The 14,984-nt window shown below is 61.9% G+C and carries 13 protein-coding genes; 6 read left to right on the top strand and 7 right to left on the bottom strand.

Going from position 1 to position 14,984, the window contains the following annotated elements; genetic code table 11:
- Window positions 1-31: 31 nt before the first annotated feature.
- From ACU5AY_RS04340 to ACU5AY_RS04315, 6 genes are all read right to left on the bottom strand, one after another.
- Window positions 32-1,141: a DUF2333 family protein gene (locus ACU5AY_RS04340; RefSeq protein WP_446828149.1), complete on the bottom strand. Its 1,110-nt coding sequence runs from the start codon at window positions 1,139-1,141 to the stop codon at window positions 32-34.
- Complete coding sequence (locus ACU5AY_RS04335; protein ID WP_446828148.1) at window positions 1,134-2,432, bottom strand: DUF6638 family protein; 1,299 nt, start codon at window positions 2,430-2,432, stop codon at window positions 1,134-1,136. The genes ACU5AY_RS04340 and ACU5AY_RS04335 overlap by 8 nt, the downstream gene beginning before the upstream one ends.
- On the bottom strand, window positions 2,429-4,345 hold the full coding sequence (locus ACU5AY_RS04330) for an AAA family ATPase (RefSeq protein ID WP_446828147.1): 1,917 nt from the start codon (window positions 4,343-4,345) through the stop codon (window positions 2,429-2,431). The genes ACU5AY_RS04335 and ACU5AY_RS04330 overlap by 4 nt, the downstream gene beginning before the upstream one ends.
- Window positions 4,346-4,347: 2 nt before the next feature.
- Entirely contained in the window at window positions 4,348-5,493 is a 1,146-nt protein-coding gene (locus tag ACU5AY_RS04325) for a hypothetical protein (protein ID WP_446828146.1), read from the bottom strand.
- Window positions 5,494-5,564: 71 nt separating this feature from the next.
- The gene (locus ACU5AY_RS04320) at window positions 5,565-6,653 is read right to left on the bottom strand and encodes a hypothetical protein (RefSeq protein WP_446828145.1); all 1,089 of its coding nucleotides are present in this window, start codon (window positions 6,651-6,653) and stop codon (window positions 5,565-5,567) included.
- A gap of 226 nt (window positions 6,654-6,879) precedes the next feature.
- On the bottom strand, window positions 6,880-7,266 hold the full coding sequence (locus ACU5AY_RS04315) for a c-type cytochrome (RefSeq protein WP_446828144.1): 387 nt from the start codon (window positions 7,264-7,266) through the stop codon (window positions 6,880-6,882).
- A gap of 507 nt (window positions 7,267-7,773) precedes the next feature.
- Between ACU5AY_RS04315 and ACU5AY_RS04310 the strand changes: the two genes are divergently transcribed.
- The 6 genes from ACU5AY_RS04310 to ACU5AY_RS04285 all read left to right on the top strand — a co-directional run bounded on the left by ACU5AY_RS04310 (window position 7,774) and on the right by ACU5AY_RS04285 (window position 13,499).
- Window positions 7,774-8,706 (top strand): choline ABC transporter substrate-binding protein, encoded by a 933-nt coding sequence (locus ACU5AY_RS04310; protein ID WP_446823551.1) that lies wholly within the window; start codon window positions 7,774-7,776, stop codon window positions 8,704-8,706.
- A 78-nt stretch (window positions 8,707-8,784) separates the two neighbouring features.
- Window positions 8,785-9,678, top strand: coding sequence for a choline ABC transporter permease subunit (choW, locus tag ACU5AY_RS04305; RefSeq protein WP_446828143.1), 894 nt, complete (start codon window positions 8,785-8,787; stop codon window positions 9,676-9,678).
- Window positions 9,675-10,730 carry a choline ABC transporter ATP-binding protein gene (choV, locus tag ACU5AY_RS04300; protein ID WP_446828142.1) on the top strand — a complete coding sequence of 352 codons (1,056 nt, stop codon included), beginning with the start codon at window positions 9,675-9,677 and terminating at the stop codon, window positions 10,728-10,730. Before choW ends, choV begins: the two co-directional genes overlap by 4 nt.
- 14 nt (window positions 10,731-10,744) lie before the next feature.
- The gene (locus ACU5AY_RS04295; RefSeq protein WP_446828141.1) at window positions 10,745-11,503 is read left to right on the top strand and encodes a HugZ family pyridoxamine 5'-phosphate oxidase; all 759 of its coding nucleotides are present in this window, start codon (window positions 10,745-10,747) and stop codon (window positions 11,501-11,503) included.
- 75 nt (window positions 11,504-11,578) lie between these two features.
- Window positions 11,579-11,902 carry an ArsR/SmtB family transcription factor gene (locus ACU5AY_RS04290; protein WP_446823547.1) on the top strand — a complete coding sequence of 108 codons (324 nt, stop codon included), beginning with the start codon at window positions 11,579-11,581 and terminating at the stop codon, window positions 11,900-11,902.
- Window positions 11,903-12,170: 268 nt separating this feature from the next.
- Window positions 12,171-13,499, top strand: coding sequence for an aminotransferase class III-fold pyridoxal phosphate-dependent enzyme (locus tag ACU5AY_RS04285; protein ID WP_446828140.1), 1,329 nt, complete (start codon window positions 12,171-12,173; stop codon window positions 13,497-13,499).
- A 116-nt stretch (window positions 13,500-13,615) separates the two neighbouring features.
- Here the strand turns inward: ACU5AY_RS04285 and ACU5AY_RS04280 are convergent, their stop codons facing one another.
- Complete coding sequence (locus ACU5AY_RS04280) at window positions 13,616-14,935, bottom strand: sensor domain-containing diguanylate cyclase (protein ID WP_446828139.1); 1,320 nt, start codon at window positions 14,933-14,935, stop codon at window positions 13,616-13,618.
- Between the last annotated feature and the right edge of the window lie 49 nt (window positions 14,936-14,984).

Raw genomic sequence — 14,984 nt, 5'->3', positions numbered from 1 at the left:
GTTCAGAGCACTGCAGTTCCTTGCCCCTGCCTCAGCGGTCCAGAACCGAGCGCAGTTCGACGAGATTCGACCGCACCCTCAGAATATAGAAGCCCATCGTCGCCAGATGCGTCGGCATGATCCAGCCAGCTTCGCTGCCGTTGGAAATGATCGCCGGGCGAATCTTCAGCGCACCTTCGAACTGCGCATCCATCTGCGACCAGATCGCGCCGAGATTGCGCTCCTTGACCACATCCGCGAAATCGGAACGGGCCGCCGACAGCACCGCATATTGCGCGTAGAGCTGGCCATAGGCAAACCAGAAACGGTCGTCGGCGCGGGTGTCGAACCAGCCCGCATTGTAATCCTCCGAACGCTTGCGCAGGATGTCCGACGTGCTGCCGAGATCGCTCGCCATGCGGTCGAAGAGCTGGATCAGGTTGTCGGCACGCGTGTCGAAGGTTGCGTTGCAGCTCGCCAGGTCGGTGTTGAACTTGTCGAAGTCCTTGATCGCCTGGCGGTAGAAGCTCGGCGTCGGCGTCTTGAAGCCGAACGGATGCAGCCCGAAATACCAGGTGTATTCGTCAAACTGGATATTGCCGCGCGCCCGCTGCAGGTCGGTGTTGATGCTCGACGTGCCGCGCACGCGGCCGAGCGCATCGACAAGCTCGATGGCCGTGCGGCGCACCACCTGGTTCACCCCACGCTGGAACGACGCCTTGTTGTCGAGGAACGGCGTGTTGTCCCAATCCATGCCGAACAGGCCGGCCTTGTAGAGCACCATCGACGAAATCCAGGCATTCTGGTTGACGTTGAAGTCGGTGAGATCGGAGGCAATCTGGACGACGGCCGACGGCTCGCAGGTGCCGGGCTTGTCCGGAACCGGCTCGCCTGCGCTCAGCGTCCGCGATCCGAAATTGTAGCTCTTGACCAGTTCCGGATTGAAGCCCGACCAGACCTGCGTCTGCCAGAAGAAGTAGCCGTAAAGACCGACAAGCACGATCAGCATGAGGCCGACCGGCCCTTTCACCAGCCAGTGGCGGCGGCGGTACCAGCTCGCCAGCGCCAAAAACGGCCAGACGATCCACGCCACCAGCATGCCAAATCCGCGGCCTATGGCGCGGAAGCCGCGCTCGAAGAATTCGATGATCGGATCAAGCATTGACGTCGTCTCCTATGCCGTAAAGGCGCTTGCGGAACGCTTTCTTGTCTTTCAGATATGCGCCGGTCAGCACCGACACAACATGCGCGCGGAAATTCTCCGGGAAATCCTCGTAGTTCCGGTAGAAGCCCTGCTTGTCGAAGACGAAGCGGGACACGAAATCCTGCGGCACCAGCTGCGCGATCAGCCGGTTGGTGAGCCACATGTCCGGATGGGCAGGTGCTGCCCGCAACAGCGCGAAACGCCGCTCCGGCGCCACCTCTTCCATCCGGATGGAGCCCGTCTGCGCAATCGTCTTCTGGATGCCGGCGAGGAAGGGGTAGGTCCCCTCCGCCATCACGGCGTCGGCGTTTCTGTGCAAAAAGGTCTGCGTCCAGATCGGATCGATGCGCTCGAAATCAGCCTGCGGCTCCAGCCTGGCAATCAGCGTCTGCAGCGCCATGTCGGCGCGGTGGCGATAGAGACCCGACGCCTCCACCCAGCTTGCCCGTGGCAGCTCGATGCGGCCCGATCGGGCGAGGAACTCGTAGATGCGGGCGTGATCGTGGACGGAAATATAGCTGACCTGCCAGGGCCGCGAGCGACGGAAGCCCGGCGCATCCGGATCGCAGATCACCGTGATCGTGCGCTCGTCGGAAAAGATGTAGACACCGCCGAAATGGTCCGCCCAGAAGCTCTCGTGGCGGAAGACCAGCTTGTCGGGCACCAGCGCATTCTGGCGGATGTCTCCGGTCGACTTGGCGAGCTCGACCATGCGGTTCAGCATGGCGTCGTCGCGCCAGGCATCGGGAACCGTCGTCAGCCGGTCGGCAAGCGCGCGCAACTCCCCAGCCTTGCCGAGCAGGTCCTCCGCCGAGAGCACACGAAAGCGGACCTCGTTGATCGACAGCAGATCTTCGAGGCTTTTGACCTCGGCGACCGAATCCTCGATCTCGCCGTAAAGCGCATCCTTGATCGTCACTGCCGTGATCGCCCGCCGGTTGGCGAGGTAGAATTCGTGCATCAGCCCGGCGGTGTTGGAAAAGCTCGTATGGACGACCGGCAGGTTCTCCTGGTCGGGCGTCATGATGATGAAGCGGCGGTTGACCTTGTTCGGATCGAGATAATCCCAGTCGCCGAGCTCGGCCGCGACGTCCGGCGAAAATCCGGTCATGTCGATCGAAAAGCGGTCGAGCTTCGTCTCGGGCAGACCGAACCCCTTCAGCGCCTTGTTGTAGCGCGCGATCAGGTGCGGCTCGGCGATGTCGAGCAGCCTGCCATAGATCAGTTCGGCTTCGAGAAGGCGTTTCATTCCTGCCAGCGCCCTTCCTTCTTCATGGCCTCGATCTCGCGAACGGCCTTCTCTCGCTGCCGCTCGCGGCGCACAATGTCGGAGACGGCGGCATCGTCCGACTTGTCGGTGTAGCGGAATTCGCTGTCGGCGTAGCGGTTGATCTCCTGCAGGATCATGTCGAGGGTGATTGGCCCGCGCAGATCCTCGATCATCGCCTTCTTCTCGTCGTAGCTCTTGTGCATGAAGGCTTCCGGCGTCGCGAACCATTCGTCCGGCAGGTCGACATCCATTGCCCGCATCTTGATCGCGTCAGTGATGTTCTTGATCGCCCGGCCGGTGAAACGCGGCTCGGCGACCTTGATCATGTGCAGGTAGGCGCCGATATCGGCAAGCGACTTCGGCTCACCATGATCGCGCGTGAAGCGGTCCCACACGGCCACGAGCCCCTCCTCCTGCGGACGCGAGTAGCCCTTATAGGCCTCGGAGACGGCCTTCTTGATCTCCTGCCCGGCAAAAAGTTTATGCTGTCCGAGCGGGATCGAATGGTTCTTGCCGATCAGGAGCGCGAAGATGTCGATATAGTCGTCCTCCGTCTGCGGACCATCGACCAGCCAGCGGGCGCCGGCGCGCTGGCGCAGCGCGTCGTCGACGTTTTCCGGATAGTTGGAGAACATGCCGAAGGAGCAATTGCCGCGCACCACGGTCGACGCACCGGCAAAGCTCTCCATCAAGACGGCGGTCACTTCCTGCTGACCGGCGGAGGCCCGGTCGTCTGCGCGCCTCGCAGCGACCTGGTCGATATCGTCGATCGTGCCGAAACCGATCGCCCGCGGGTTCATCACGTTGTTGATGAATTCCTTGCAGTTCTGGCCGGACTTGCCCTGATAGGACGAAATCTGGTCAACGCCGAAATTCTCGTAGTGGAAGGCATAGCCTGCGACCTGGCAGTAATCGTTGAGGAGACCCGCCACCATCTGGATCAGGATCGTCTTGCCGGTCCCCGGCATGCCGTCGCCGATGAAGGTGAAGAGAAAGCCGCCAAGCTCGACGAACGGGTTCATCTGCCGGTCGAAATCATAGGCCATCAGCATCTTGGCGAGCTTCATCGCCTGATATTTGGCAATGTGGTTGCCGATGATCTCGTTCGGCTTCTTGAAGGTCATGACCAGCGGCTTGCGCGTCTGGCCCGGCGCGACATCGAAACCGTCGAGCGTGAAATCGTCCTGGTCGATGCGGATGTGATTGCCTTCGAAGGCGGAAAGGCCGGTGAAGCGCGCCTTGCGGCCGATCAGTCCGGCAATCGCCTCGCGTGCAAACGCCCGCGCCCGCGCCGTCATCGCCATTTCGTCGGCACCGCCGGCAATCGCCGTGTCGAGACCCGAGATCATGCTTTTCAGTGCGTCTTGCGGTGTGTCGAAAAGGTAATCCGGCTCGTGCGTGTCGTTGACCGGTTCACCCTCACCGGCAAGCGTCCGCGCCAGATAGGCGGCGAAGGTGAAGGCGGCGACATAGGCCTGGGCGGCGAGCAGCGCCTTGAAATGGGTCGCCTCCTCACCCTGCAGCGGCGCCGAGATGTTGCGCGCCATAAGACCCTCGAGCGCGGTCTGCCGGCCGTAGATCTCAGCCACCGCCAGCGCCACCTGCAGCCCGCGCCGCGCCCGGTAGAGAAGAGTATGCTGGGCCGGCGACATCAGAGGATCATCGGGCTTCACCGACTGGATGGTCTTCGACAGCTCGACCTCGCGCGTGCGTCGCATGCCGCCGGTGGAGACGGTGGAGACGAAACGCCGACCGGTGCCGGCAAGCGGCGTCGACGGCGCGGCACCGCCGGTCTCGATCATGACGAGCCGCGTCACCATGCCTTGGGCGACCGTCAAGTGTTTGGCGATGTCGTCTTCGTGGATCGTGGTCAGTCCGGTACTGCTCGCCATGGTCAAACCTCGCTGATCACCTTGTTTGATGAAATCACATGCACCTTGTAATTGCCGAAGATGCTGTCGGCTTCTCCGGCAGCATAGAGCGCCTGATAGGCGTCGTGCGGCACAAGGGCATGTTTCTCATAGGCGCTGACGCCCATGCGCGTCGCCTCCAGGTCGTTCGTCTCGATGTGGAATTCCTCCGCCGCCGGCGCCGTCGAGAAGAAGCCCTTCTTCTCCGGCCGCTCGCGCTTGGAAAAGATCTCCTGCATCGTCCAGGTGAACATCCAGGCATTATCGGTGTTCCGGACCTTGGACAAAACGTCGTTGACCCTGCCGTTGTTCTCGGTGATGCCGGCGGAATAGAGCGGCCCGAGCACCAGCCGGCGCATCACCTTCGGATGCAGCTCCGGAAAATCCTGGTCGAGATTGACCGCGATCGTCGCCGGCGTCAGCGAATAGGCGCCATTGCGAACGACGAAATCGTCGAACCGGACGGCCAGCCGCGGATTGAGCAGCCCGCCGACCGGCAGCGGGATTTCTGAATCCGGATTGAGCCTGCCGTCCTTCGTCACCAGAAGCTTGACCATTTCCTCCGACGAATCCTCGATCGCCGCCAGGTAGACCATCGGCAGGGTCTGGCTGCCGTCGAAAATTCCCCAGGCGACATGGTAGACTGGCCGCATGGTCTTCGGATTGACCGAGACATGCAGCGTATCCGGCAAGACGGCCGGCGAGAAGACGGCGCCCTCGCCGATCCGCTCCAGATAGGTCCGCTCGGCCATCTGCTGCTGCAGGGCGGACGGAAAGCTCTTCTGCCGCAGGATGAAATCCGCCATTTCCTCGCGCAGCGCCTGCGCCGGCGGGATGGAGGCGAGCCGGCTCTCGGCGCTGGCCCGGTCGTTTTCAAGCTCCAGCACGTTCTGGAATACCGGAAAGCCGCTGTCGGCGCGCGAAATGCGGAACTGCTCGGCAAATCCCGCATGCGTCTCCCAACAGGAGAAGGATGCCATCAGCCGCTTGAGATAAGGCTCCAGCACGCCCGCCGCGAAACCATCGGTAGGCCCTTTCGGCCCGCGCTGCTCCACATAAGCCTCAAACCCGGAAAGCGCCGCCTTGATCGTCGCAAAATAATGCGCGGTGGCGGGTGACCCATTGCTCATTTCCAAATGCCCCTCACCCTAACCCTCTCCCCTGCACGCAGAGAGAGGGTCCGGAGTGCCGTGTGAACGCCTTACTGCTTCACGTAGTTTGCCGAATTGTGCTTGTCCATCACCGCCTGGAAGCGGCGGGCGAAGGCGTCGTCGGCGAGCTTCTTGCGGCGCTGGATGTCCTGGGTCGACAGCATGTTCTTCTCGTGCATCTCGAGGAGATCACCGATATGGCGCTGGGCGGCGGCGCCGATGCCGGCCATGGTTTCCTCGGCGGCGGTGTCGACCTTGCTGCCGAGCGTGTTGATCTTGTGCGCCACATCCTGCTGCGCCGCCGTCTTCAGCGAATCTTCCAGCGCCTTGTAGAGGACGATGCGCTGCTCGGTGTCGATCGTCAGCTTGTTGATCAGTGTGTTCTGGGCGGCGATCTGGTTGTTGAGCGAGTCGACGAAGGTCTGGAACATCGACGTGTAGCGTTCCAGCGTCTGGCTCTCGGCAAGCAGTTCCTGCTCACGCGCCTGCAGCTGGTTGTACTCCGTCGCCATCGCCGAGCGTTCGCCCTCGATCTGGGTGCGTTCACCCTGATCGGTCGAGGCAGCGATGCGGTTTTCGAGATCCATCAGCATCGGATTGAGCTCGTCGATGCGCTTCTGCGTCTCTTCGAGCGTGCCGATCGTCGCCTTGCGGCGCTCGATCACCTGCACGAGGCTCGCCTCCGAGGTCTTGTAGCGCTCGTCGAGGACGGCGCGCTGTTCCTTGAGGATGCCGACGATCGCGTCCGACTTGCCGAGCAGATCCTGCAGGTTCCCGGCCAGCGACATGTTGCGCACGCGGTCGGTGCGCATGCGCTGCGCCTTCTGCTTGGAGAAGATGCCGACGAACTTTTCGAAACCGGTCATGCTCTTCATGCTTTCGAACTCCTGTCCGAAAACATTGGTCGCATCCTCGAGCCCGATGATCAGGTCGGCGATGTTCGCCTCCATCACCTTCTGCTGGTTGATGACGTCCTGGAGCCGCGCATTCTCGATGTCGAAATCGGCGCTGCCGAGCTTTTCATCGGATTTCGCGAATTCCTCGAGGACGATGCCGGACTGCTCGAGCTTCGAGCGCATGTCCTTCACGATGCCCCTGGTTTTTTCGATCTCGCTGTCAAACGATTGAAGCGTGGCCATTGCAAACGTCTCCCCTTATGAGCCCGCCTGCAGATTATCGGCAGACGCGGTTCCGTCAATCGCGGGAAGACAATCAATCCAAACGGATAGTTGTGATTCCGCCGCTGAAATGTAGTTATGGCTGCAATCGGTACAAGAGATAATCGGCAGGCGAATGACAAGAGGCCCGGCGAAATGTTCCGCCGGGCCATCTTGCTGGAAATGCTACCAAGAAACCGAAACGACGTTACTTCGCCGCAGCCGGATCCTTGAGGTAGGCGATGATGTCGAGGATGTCCTCCTCCTTCGTCAGCCCCGCAAAGGCCATCTTGGTCTTCGGCACCAGAACCTTGGGCTTCTTCAGATACTGGTCGAGCAGGGCATCGTCCCAGACCTTACCATCTGCCCCTAAGGCCTTCATGTCGGCCGAATAGCTGTAGCCTTCCACGGTTGCCACCGGACGGCCGATCACGCCCATCAGCGACGGTCCGACCTTGTTCTTCGGCTCGGTGGCGGTGTGACAGGCCATGCACTTCTTGAACACCTTGGCGCCGGCTGTGGCGTCCCCGTCCGCATAGGCCGTCCCCGCGGCCAAAAGCGATGCAGCAGCAACGGCAACAAAACTCAATTTCATCCGATGTCCTTTCGTCGTCATCCCTTGACCCGGCCCCACGCCGGCAAACAGGCAGCAAAGCTACGCGATAACAGCATCCTCTAGGGCATGGCCAAGAGGTGCGGCTTGATCAGGATCAAGCCCGGTGCATTTTCATGGCCAACGCGCCCAGGCCGCCACACGGACCTCCGGCCACCGCTAAAACATGCAAAAGCCGGAAAAAATCACAGATATTTCAATGAAAATTCCCTCAAGGGGTTGCCCTCGGGGGAGGCTGCCGTTAGGTCACACCCGCCCTCTCCGGGCTTGCCTCACCGTTCCACCGCCGCCGTGCGCCCGCATGCGGCATGATCAAACTTCCAGGCCAACTCCCCCCGCGCGATTAAATTTTAGCCATTTCTGAAAGTCGCAAACGCATAGGGCAAACTGGCGCAAACGAACCGAAACCGCTTGATTGGTTAGGGTATTGGTGCTTGGCTTGGGAACAAAAATTAAGACTGGGAGTCAAACATGCAGAAAACAAGCATAATGGGAATCTTTATGGCCTCGGCCATGTCCATCGTCGGCTTTGGCAGCGCGATGGCAGCGGAAGCTGACAGCTGTAAGGCAGTCCGCTTCTCCGACGTCGGCTGGACCGACATCACCGCGACGACGGCAACAACGTCCGTGGTCCTCAAGGCTCTCGGCTACGAGCCGAGCGTTACCGTTCTCTCCGTTCCGGTGACCTACACCTCGCTGAAGAACAAGGACATCGACGTCTTCCTTGGCAACTGGATGCCGACCATGGAAGCCGACCTGAAGCCCTACCGCGATGACGGTTCTGTCGAAAGCGTACGCGCCAACCTTGAAGGCGCCAAGTACACGCTGGCCACGAACGGCAAGGGCGCCGAAATCGGCATCAAGGATTTCGCCGACATCGCCAAGCATGCCGACGAACTCGACGGCAAGATCTACGGTATCGAGCCGGGCAATGACGGCAACCGCCTGATCCTCGACATGATCAAGGACGACAAATTCGGCCTGAAGGATTTCGAGCTCGTCGAATCCTCCGAACAGGGCATGCTGGCCCAGGTCGCCCGCGTGAAGAAGTCGGGCGATCCGATCGTCTTCCTCGGCTGGGCGCCGCATCCGATGAACGTCCGCTTCGACCTGACCTACCTGGCCGGCGGCGATGACGTTTTCGGCCCCGACTTCGGCGGAGCGACCGTCTACACCAACGTGCGCGCCGGCTACACCAGCGAATGCCCGAACGTTGGCGCCCTGCTCAAGAACCTGTCCTTCACGCTGCCGATGGAAAGCGAGATCATGGGCAAGATCCTGGACGACGGCGAAGAGCCGGAAGCCGCCGCAACGGAATGGCTGAAGGCAAATCCGGACGCCATCGAGCCATGGCTTGCCGGTGTCACGACCTTCGACGGCGGCGACTCGGTTGCCGCGGTAAAGTCGGCTCTCGGCCTCTGATGACATGACGAAACGGGGTGCCTTGGCACCCCGTTTCCGATTGCATCGACAGTCTAAACACGGGGGCCCCACTCAGCCATGTTTTCAGACAACTCCTTCCTTTTCGACAAGGACTACAAGATCGCCATCGGCCGATGGTCGGAAACCTTCTTCGAATGGCTTACCGACAATTTCGGCTGGTTCTTCAACTTCGTCACCAAGGTCCTGAAATCCTGCATCGATGCGCTCGTCTACGTGCTGCAGATGCCCGAGTTGAAAGGCACCGGATACGAGAACTACTACGGCGTCTTCGTCATCCTCGTCTTCACGGCCGCGACCTGGTATTTCAGGCGCAGCCTCTCCAATGCGCTGCTCGTGCTGATCGGCTTCCTGCTGATCATGAACCAGGGCTATTGGAAGGAAACCACAGAAACACTGGCGCTGGTCGTCGTCGCCACGGCGGTCTGTATGATCATCGGCGTTCCGATCGGGATCGCCGCTGCCCGTCGCGCCTGGCTCTACTCCGTCATCCGTCCCATTCTCGACCTCATGCAGACGCTGCCGACCTTCGTCTACCTGATCCCGGCCCTCATCCTGTTCGGCCTCGGCATGGTGCCCGGCCTGATCGCAACGGTGATCTTCGCGATCCCGGCACCGATCCGCCTCACCCGCCTCGGCATCATCTCGACGCCCGGCTCGCTGGTGGAAGCCGCAGAAGCGTTCGGCGCCAGGCCGCTGCAGGTACTGACCAAGGTGGAACTGCCGTTCGCGCTGCCGCAGATCATGGCCGGCCTCACGCAGACCATCATGCTCTCCCTGTCGATGGTGGTCATCGCCGCCCTCGTCGGTGCGCCCGGTCTCGGCGTTCCGGTCGTGCGCGCGCTCAACACGGTCAACGTCGCCAAGGGCTTCGAGGCAGGAACCTGCATCGTCATCCTGGCGATCATCCTCGACCGCGTGTTCCGCATTTCCGATAAAGGAGAAGGCGCATGAGTGACGCTGTCATCTTCAAGAACATCGACATCGTCTTCGGCGACAAGCCGGCACCGGCGATCCCGATGATCGACGCCGGCAAGACCCGCGACGAGATCAGCCGCGAGACCGGCCTCGTTCTCGGCGTCGCCGACGCCTCGCTGACAGTCAAGGAGGGCGAGATCCTCGTTCTCATGGGCCTGTCGGGTTCCGGCAAGTCGACGCTGCTGCGCGCCGTCAACGCGCTGGCGCCAGTGGTCCGCGGCGAAGTCTCGGTGATCACCCCGAACGGTCCGGTCAATCCCTACAGTGCCAACGCCCGGACGCTGCGCGACCTGCGCACGCACACCGTTTCCATGGTGTTCCAGCAGTTTGCGCTGCTGCCCTGGCGGACCGTCGCCGAGAATGTCGGCTTCGGTCTTGAGCTTGCCGGCATGCCGGAGAAGGAGCTGAACGCGAAAGTCGACGAACAGCTCGAACTCGTCAATCTCACCCAGTGGAAGAACCGCAAGGTGGGCGAGCTCTCCGGCGGCATGCAGCAGCGCGTCGGGCTCGCCCGCGCCTTTGCGACCGGTGCGCCCATCCTCCTGATGGACGAACCCTTCTCGGCGCTCGACCCGCTGATCAGGACACGGCTTCAGGACGAACTCCTTGAATTCCAGCGTCGGCTGAAGAAGACCATCCTCTTCGTCAGCCACGACCTCGACGAGGCCGTCCGGATCGGCAATCGCATCGCCATCATGGAAGGCGGCCGGATCATCCAGTGCGGCACCCCGCAGGACATCGTCAGAAATCCGGAAAACGACTACGTCGCCGATTTCGTCCAGCACCTGAACCCCATCAACCTGCTGCTTGCCCGCGACGTAATGCGGCCGGGCGCCGGCGGAGCGGAAGCCGGAAGCGGCGTGACCGGCACGACCTCGCCGACGACGCCGCTCGCCAACATCCTCGACGCGCTGTCGCGCCAGCCCGGCGTCATCGGCGTGGTCGAGAACGGTTCGGTCATCGGCACGATCGGCCCGCAGGACGTCATCTCCGGCCTGACGCGCCACAAGCGCGCCGAACCGGCGTAAGTCGGCCGGCGGACATGGCAGACAAGCCGTCGGTCATACGGGAAACGGACGATGAAGCGCGCGGGCTGGCCCGCGCGCTTCTGCGTTCGGCCTCCTATGCTGCGCTTTCGGTCCTGGAACCCGGCACCGGCTTTCCCTTTGTCAGCCGCACACTGGTGGCGACGGCGCCGGACTGTGCACCGGCCATACTTGTCTCGGCACTTTCGACGCATACGAAAGCCTTGCGCGCGGATGGCCGCGCCTCCCTTCTCGCCGGCGAACCGGGAAAGGGAGACCCGCTCGCCCACCCCCGTGTCACCGTTCAGTGCATCGCCGAACCGGTCGAACGCGACAGCCCGGCACATGCGACATTGCGCCGCCGCTTCCTTGCTCGTCATCCGAAGGCGGCACTGTATATAGACTTCCCTGACTTCAGCTTCTTCAGGCTGGTGCCGCAGCGTGCCAGCCTCAATGGTGGCTTCGGTCGGGCCTATCTTCTGGAGGGCAGCGAGTTTCTGATCGACCCGTCCGTCGCCGGCCGTCTGGAGGAGCACGAACAGGGCCTTCTGGACACCATCAATGCGCAATGGCCGGTCGCTATTGCCAAGCTTGCGGCGATCAAGGGCCGCAGCCCGGCAAAGGGGTCTTGCAGGCTGGTCGGCATCGATGCAGCCGGCATCGACATCAAGAACGGCGACACTATAGTCCGCAAGGAATTCGCAAGGGTGGCGGACGACTTAGAAAATATGCGAGCCTTATTAAACGAACTAAATATTCCACTGTTGCAAAATTAAGAATGTACGATCCATGAATTGCTGATATACCACACGGCAATCCCAAGGCCCCACTTTAATACCGAGACCGAAACCATGACCGAGAAAAAGGCCCTTACCGTCTTCTGCGATGAGGCGGCCAGGATGCTGACTGCATTCGCAAACCCCAAACGATTGATGATCCTGAATTTTCTACTGATGGGCGAAGTCGCCGTCGGCGATCTGGCCGAACGTGTCGAACTCAGTCAGTCCGCACTGTCGCAACACCTCTCCAAGCTCAGGGCACAGAAGCTGGTGGCCACCCGCCGGGAAGCCCAGACCATCTACTATTCAAGCAACAGCGAGGCCGTCGCCAGACTGATGGCACTGTTGAATGATCTTCACGCCGCCAAGGCGATGCACAGAGACACGGCTGCCTGAGGTCGAATTCGGCCGGCAGAGAGCTCTCCAGAAAGGCCGCCCCATCGGCGCATGCCGCATGTGACGACCTGGCATGCGCGCTCATGTGTGCCCGGACGAAACCTCCCAACCTGCCGCCCCCGACATGGCTCCACACCGTCGCAACGCCGAGGGAAAGAGGCCTTGCCGCGCTCCTTGACGCAATGCGCAGCGCTGATAATTTGCCAACCGCTAAAAAACGACGGCCTTCGCACGGGAGGCCGTTTGGCCTTGGGCTCTGGAGAAAATAATGTCCAACAGATTGAATGCCACACCGAACGATTTGCGCGCCTTTTGGATGCCGTTCACGGCGAACCGCCAGTTCAAGAAGGAACCGCGACTGTTCGTTGGCGCCAAGGACATGTATTACACCACCCATGACGGCCGCCAGGTCCTCGACGGCACCGCAGGCCTCTGGTGCGTCAATGCCGGTCACTGCCGCCCGAAGATCACGGAAGCCATCCGCGAGCAGGCCGGTGAGCTGGATTACGCGCCGGCCTTCCAGCTCGGCCATCCCAAGGCCTTCGAACTGGCCAACCGTCTGGTCGACATCGCGCCGGAGGGCATGAACCACGTTCTCTACACCAATTCAGGTTCGGAATCGGTGGAAACGGCGCTGAAGGTGGCGCTTGCCTATCACCGCGCCAAGGGCGACGGCTCGCGCTTCCGCCTGATCGGCCGCGAGCGCGGTTATCACGGCGTCAACTTCGGCGGCATCTCGGTCGGCGGCATCGTTGCCAACCGCAAGATGTTCGGCACGCTCCTGACCGGCGTCGACCACATGCCGCACACCCACCTGCCCGGCCAGAACGCGTTCACCCGCGGCGAGCCGGAACACGGCGGCGATATCGCAACTGAACTGGAACGCATCGTCACGCTGCATGACGCCTCGACCATCGCCGCCGTCATCGTCGAGCCGGTCGCAGGCTCCACCGGCGTTCTCATCCCGCCGAAGGGCTACTTGCAGAAGCTCCGCGACATCTGCACCAAGCACGGCATCCTGCTGATCTTCGACGAAGTCATCACCGGTTTCGGCCGCCTCGGCACGCCGTTCGCGGCACAGTATTTCGACGTCAAGCCGGACATCATCACCACGGCGAAGGGCCTGACCAACGGCGTGATCCCTATGGGCGCCGTGTTCGTGACCTCGGAAATCCACGACGCCTTCATGAACGGCCCGGAACACCTGATCGAGTTCTTCCACGGCTACACTTACTCCGGTAACCCGATCGCTTCCGCCGCTGCTCTCGGCACGCTCGACACCTACAAGGAAGAAGGGCTTCTGACGCGCGGCGCCGAGATGGCCTCCTACTGGGAGGATGCGCTGCATTCGCTGAAGGATTGCCCGAACGTCATCGACATTCGCAACATCGGCCTGATCGGCGCGATCGAACTCTCGCCGATTGCCGGCGAGCCGACGAAGCGCGCCTTCACTGCCTTCCTGAAAGCCTATGAGAAGGGCCTGCTGATCCGCACCACGGGCGACATCATCGCGCTGTCGCCGCCGCTGATCATCGAGAAGCACCACATCGACGAACTGTTCGGCAAGCTGCGCGAAATCCTGATGAACAACGTCTGAGGCGAGAAGCCGAAGGATATCAAGCGATCGCCTCCCCGCTCACCCGGGGAGGTTTTTCATGCCAAATACAGGTCGGATGACCGGCAGTGCTCGGCGGCAAGCGTCATCCCCCGCAGTCAGAACCTGTGAACCCGGTTGCGGCCCGACACCTTGGCCGCATAGAGCGCGTCGTCGGCCCGCTTCAGGACGTCGTTCAGCCCCTCGTCCTCGGCATGAAGCTCCGCCACGCCGATGCTGACCGTTACCGTGACGCTGCCGCCGACCACCGAAACGGCCTGCCGGGCGACCAGGTTGCGCAGCATTTCCGCATAGACGACGGCATCGTCGAGCGACTTGCCCTTCATGACGAAGAAGAACTCCTCGCCGCCGGCGCGGGCCATCAGGCCATCGCCGCGGACGCGATCGTCGAGACGCTCGGCAACCTCCCGCAAGACGATGTCGCCACCGGCATGGCCGAACCGGTCATTGATCGATTTGAAGTGGTCGATGTCGAGGACGAGCACGCAAAGCGGCTCCTCGTCCTGCCGCGACTGGTCGATCATCGCCGAACCGGCGGTGAAGAACTTGCGGCGGTTGAAACAGTTCGTCAGCGGGTCGCGCTCGGCCGCGTCGATCAGCTTGGTCTCGAGCTCCTTCTGCTCGGTAATGTCGAGCATGGCGCCCGCAAGTCCGATGACCTCTCCGCTCTCGCCGATCATCGCCGCCTTGTGGAAACTGACGATGTGCCTGCGGTCGTTCGCCGCGAAACGCACCTGGGCTTCGTAAATCTGCACGCCACGCTCGCGCATCAATGCTTCGTCGGCGTCTTCATAGGTTTTCGCGAGATCGGACGGCGCGACGTCATAGACGGAACTGCCGATCACTTCGGCGCGGCTGCGGCCGATGAAGGCGGAAAAGGCCTTGTTGCATCCGATGTAGCGCCCCTGCCGGTCCTTGTAGAAGATCGGCGACGGCAGCGTGTCGATGCAGGTCTGCAGGAAGGCGCGATCGGCTGCGACCTTGTCGAGGCGAGCCGCATCGGCCGACTGCCGCGCCATAACCCGCCTTGCTCTCGCGATCACCGCGTCCTGTGCCCCGGCTATCTCCATCACGTCGTCGGCGCCCAGTTCGATCACCCGCGCCGCCCATGTCGGCGACAGGGCGATATCGGTGACGGCAATCAGATAGGCGTCGTCGCCGAGCCGCTCGCGGAACGCCGCGACATCGCGTCCGAGCCTGCCCGCATCAACGCGGACGAAATAGATGGCGCCGGCGGCACCTTCGGGTCTTTCCGCGATGGACCTGATGCCGGCTTGCAGGCCCCAGCCCGGTAGCTCCATATTGTCTTCAGACCACCAGTAAAGCGTCGGCGCCGGCAGATTGTCAGGACAGTGACGGGAATTGGGAGGTGAAACGACGGGCAGGCTCTGATCGAGCATAGGTGCGGGTGTCTGCATAGGGAGCGGGCCTCGAAAAATCGCAGGTGAGTTCTAGTCCACGTTGATT

The sequence above is a fragment of the Rhizobium sp. PAMB 3174 genome, from assembly GCF_052908375.1.
Note: the sequence above shows the minus strand (reverse complement) of the source record. Positions and strands in the feature narration are given on the sequence as shown.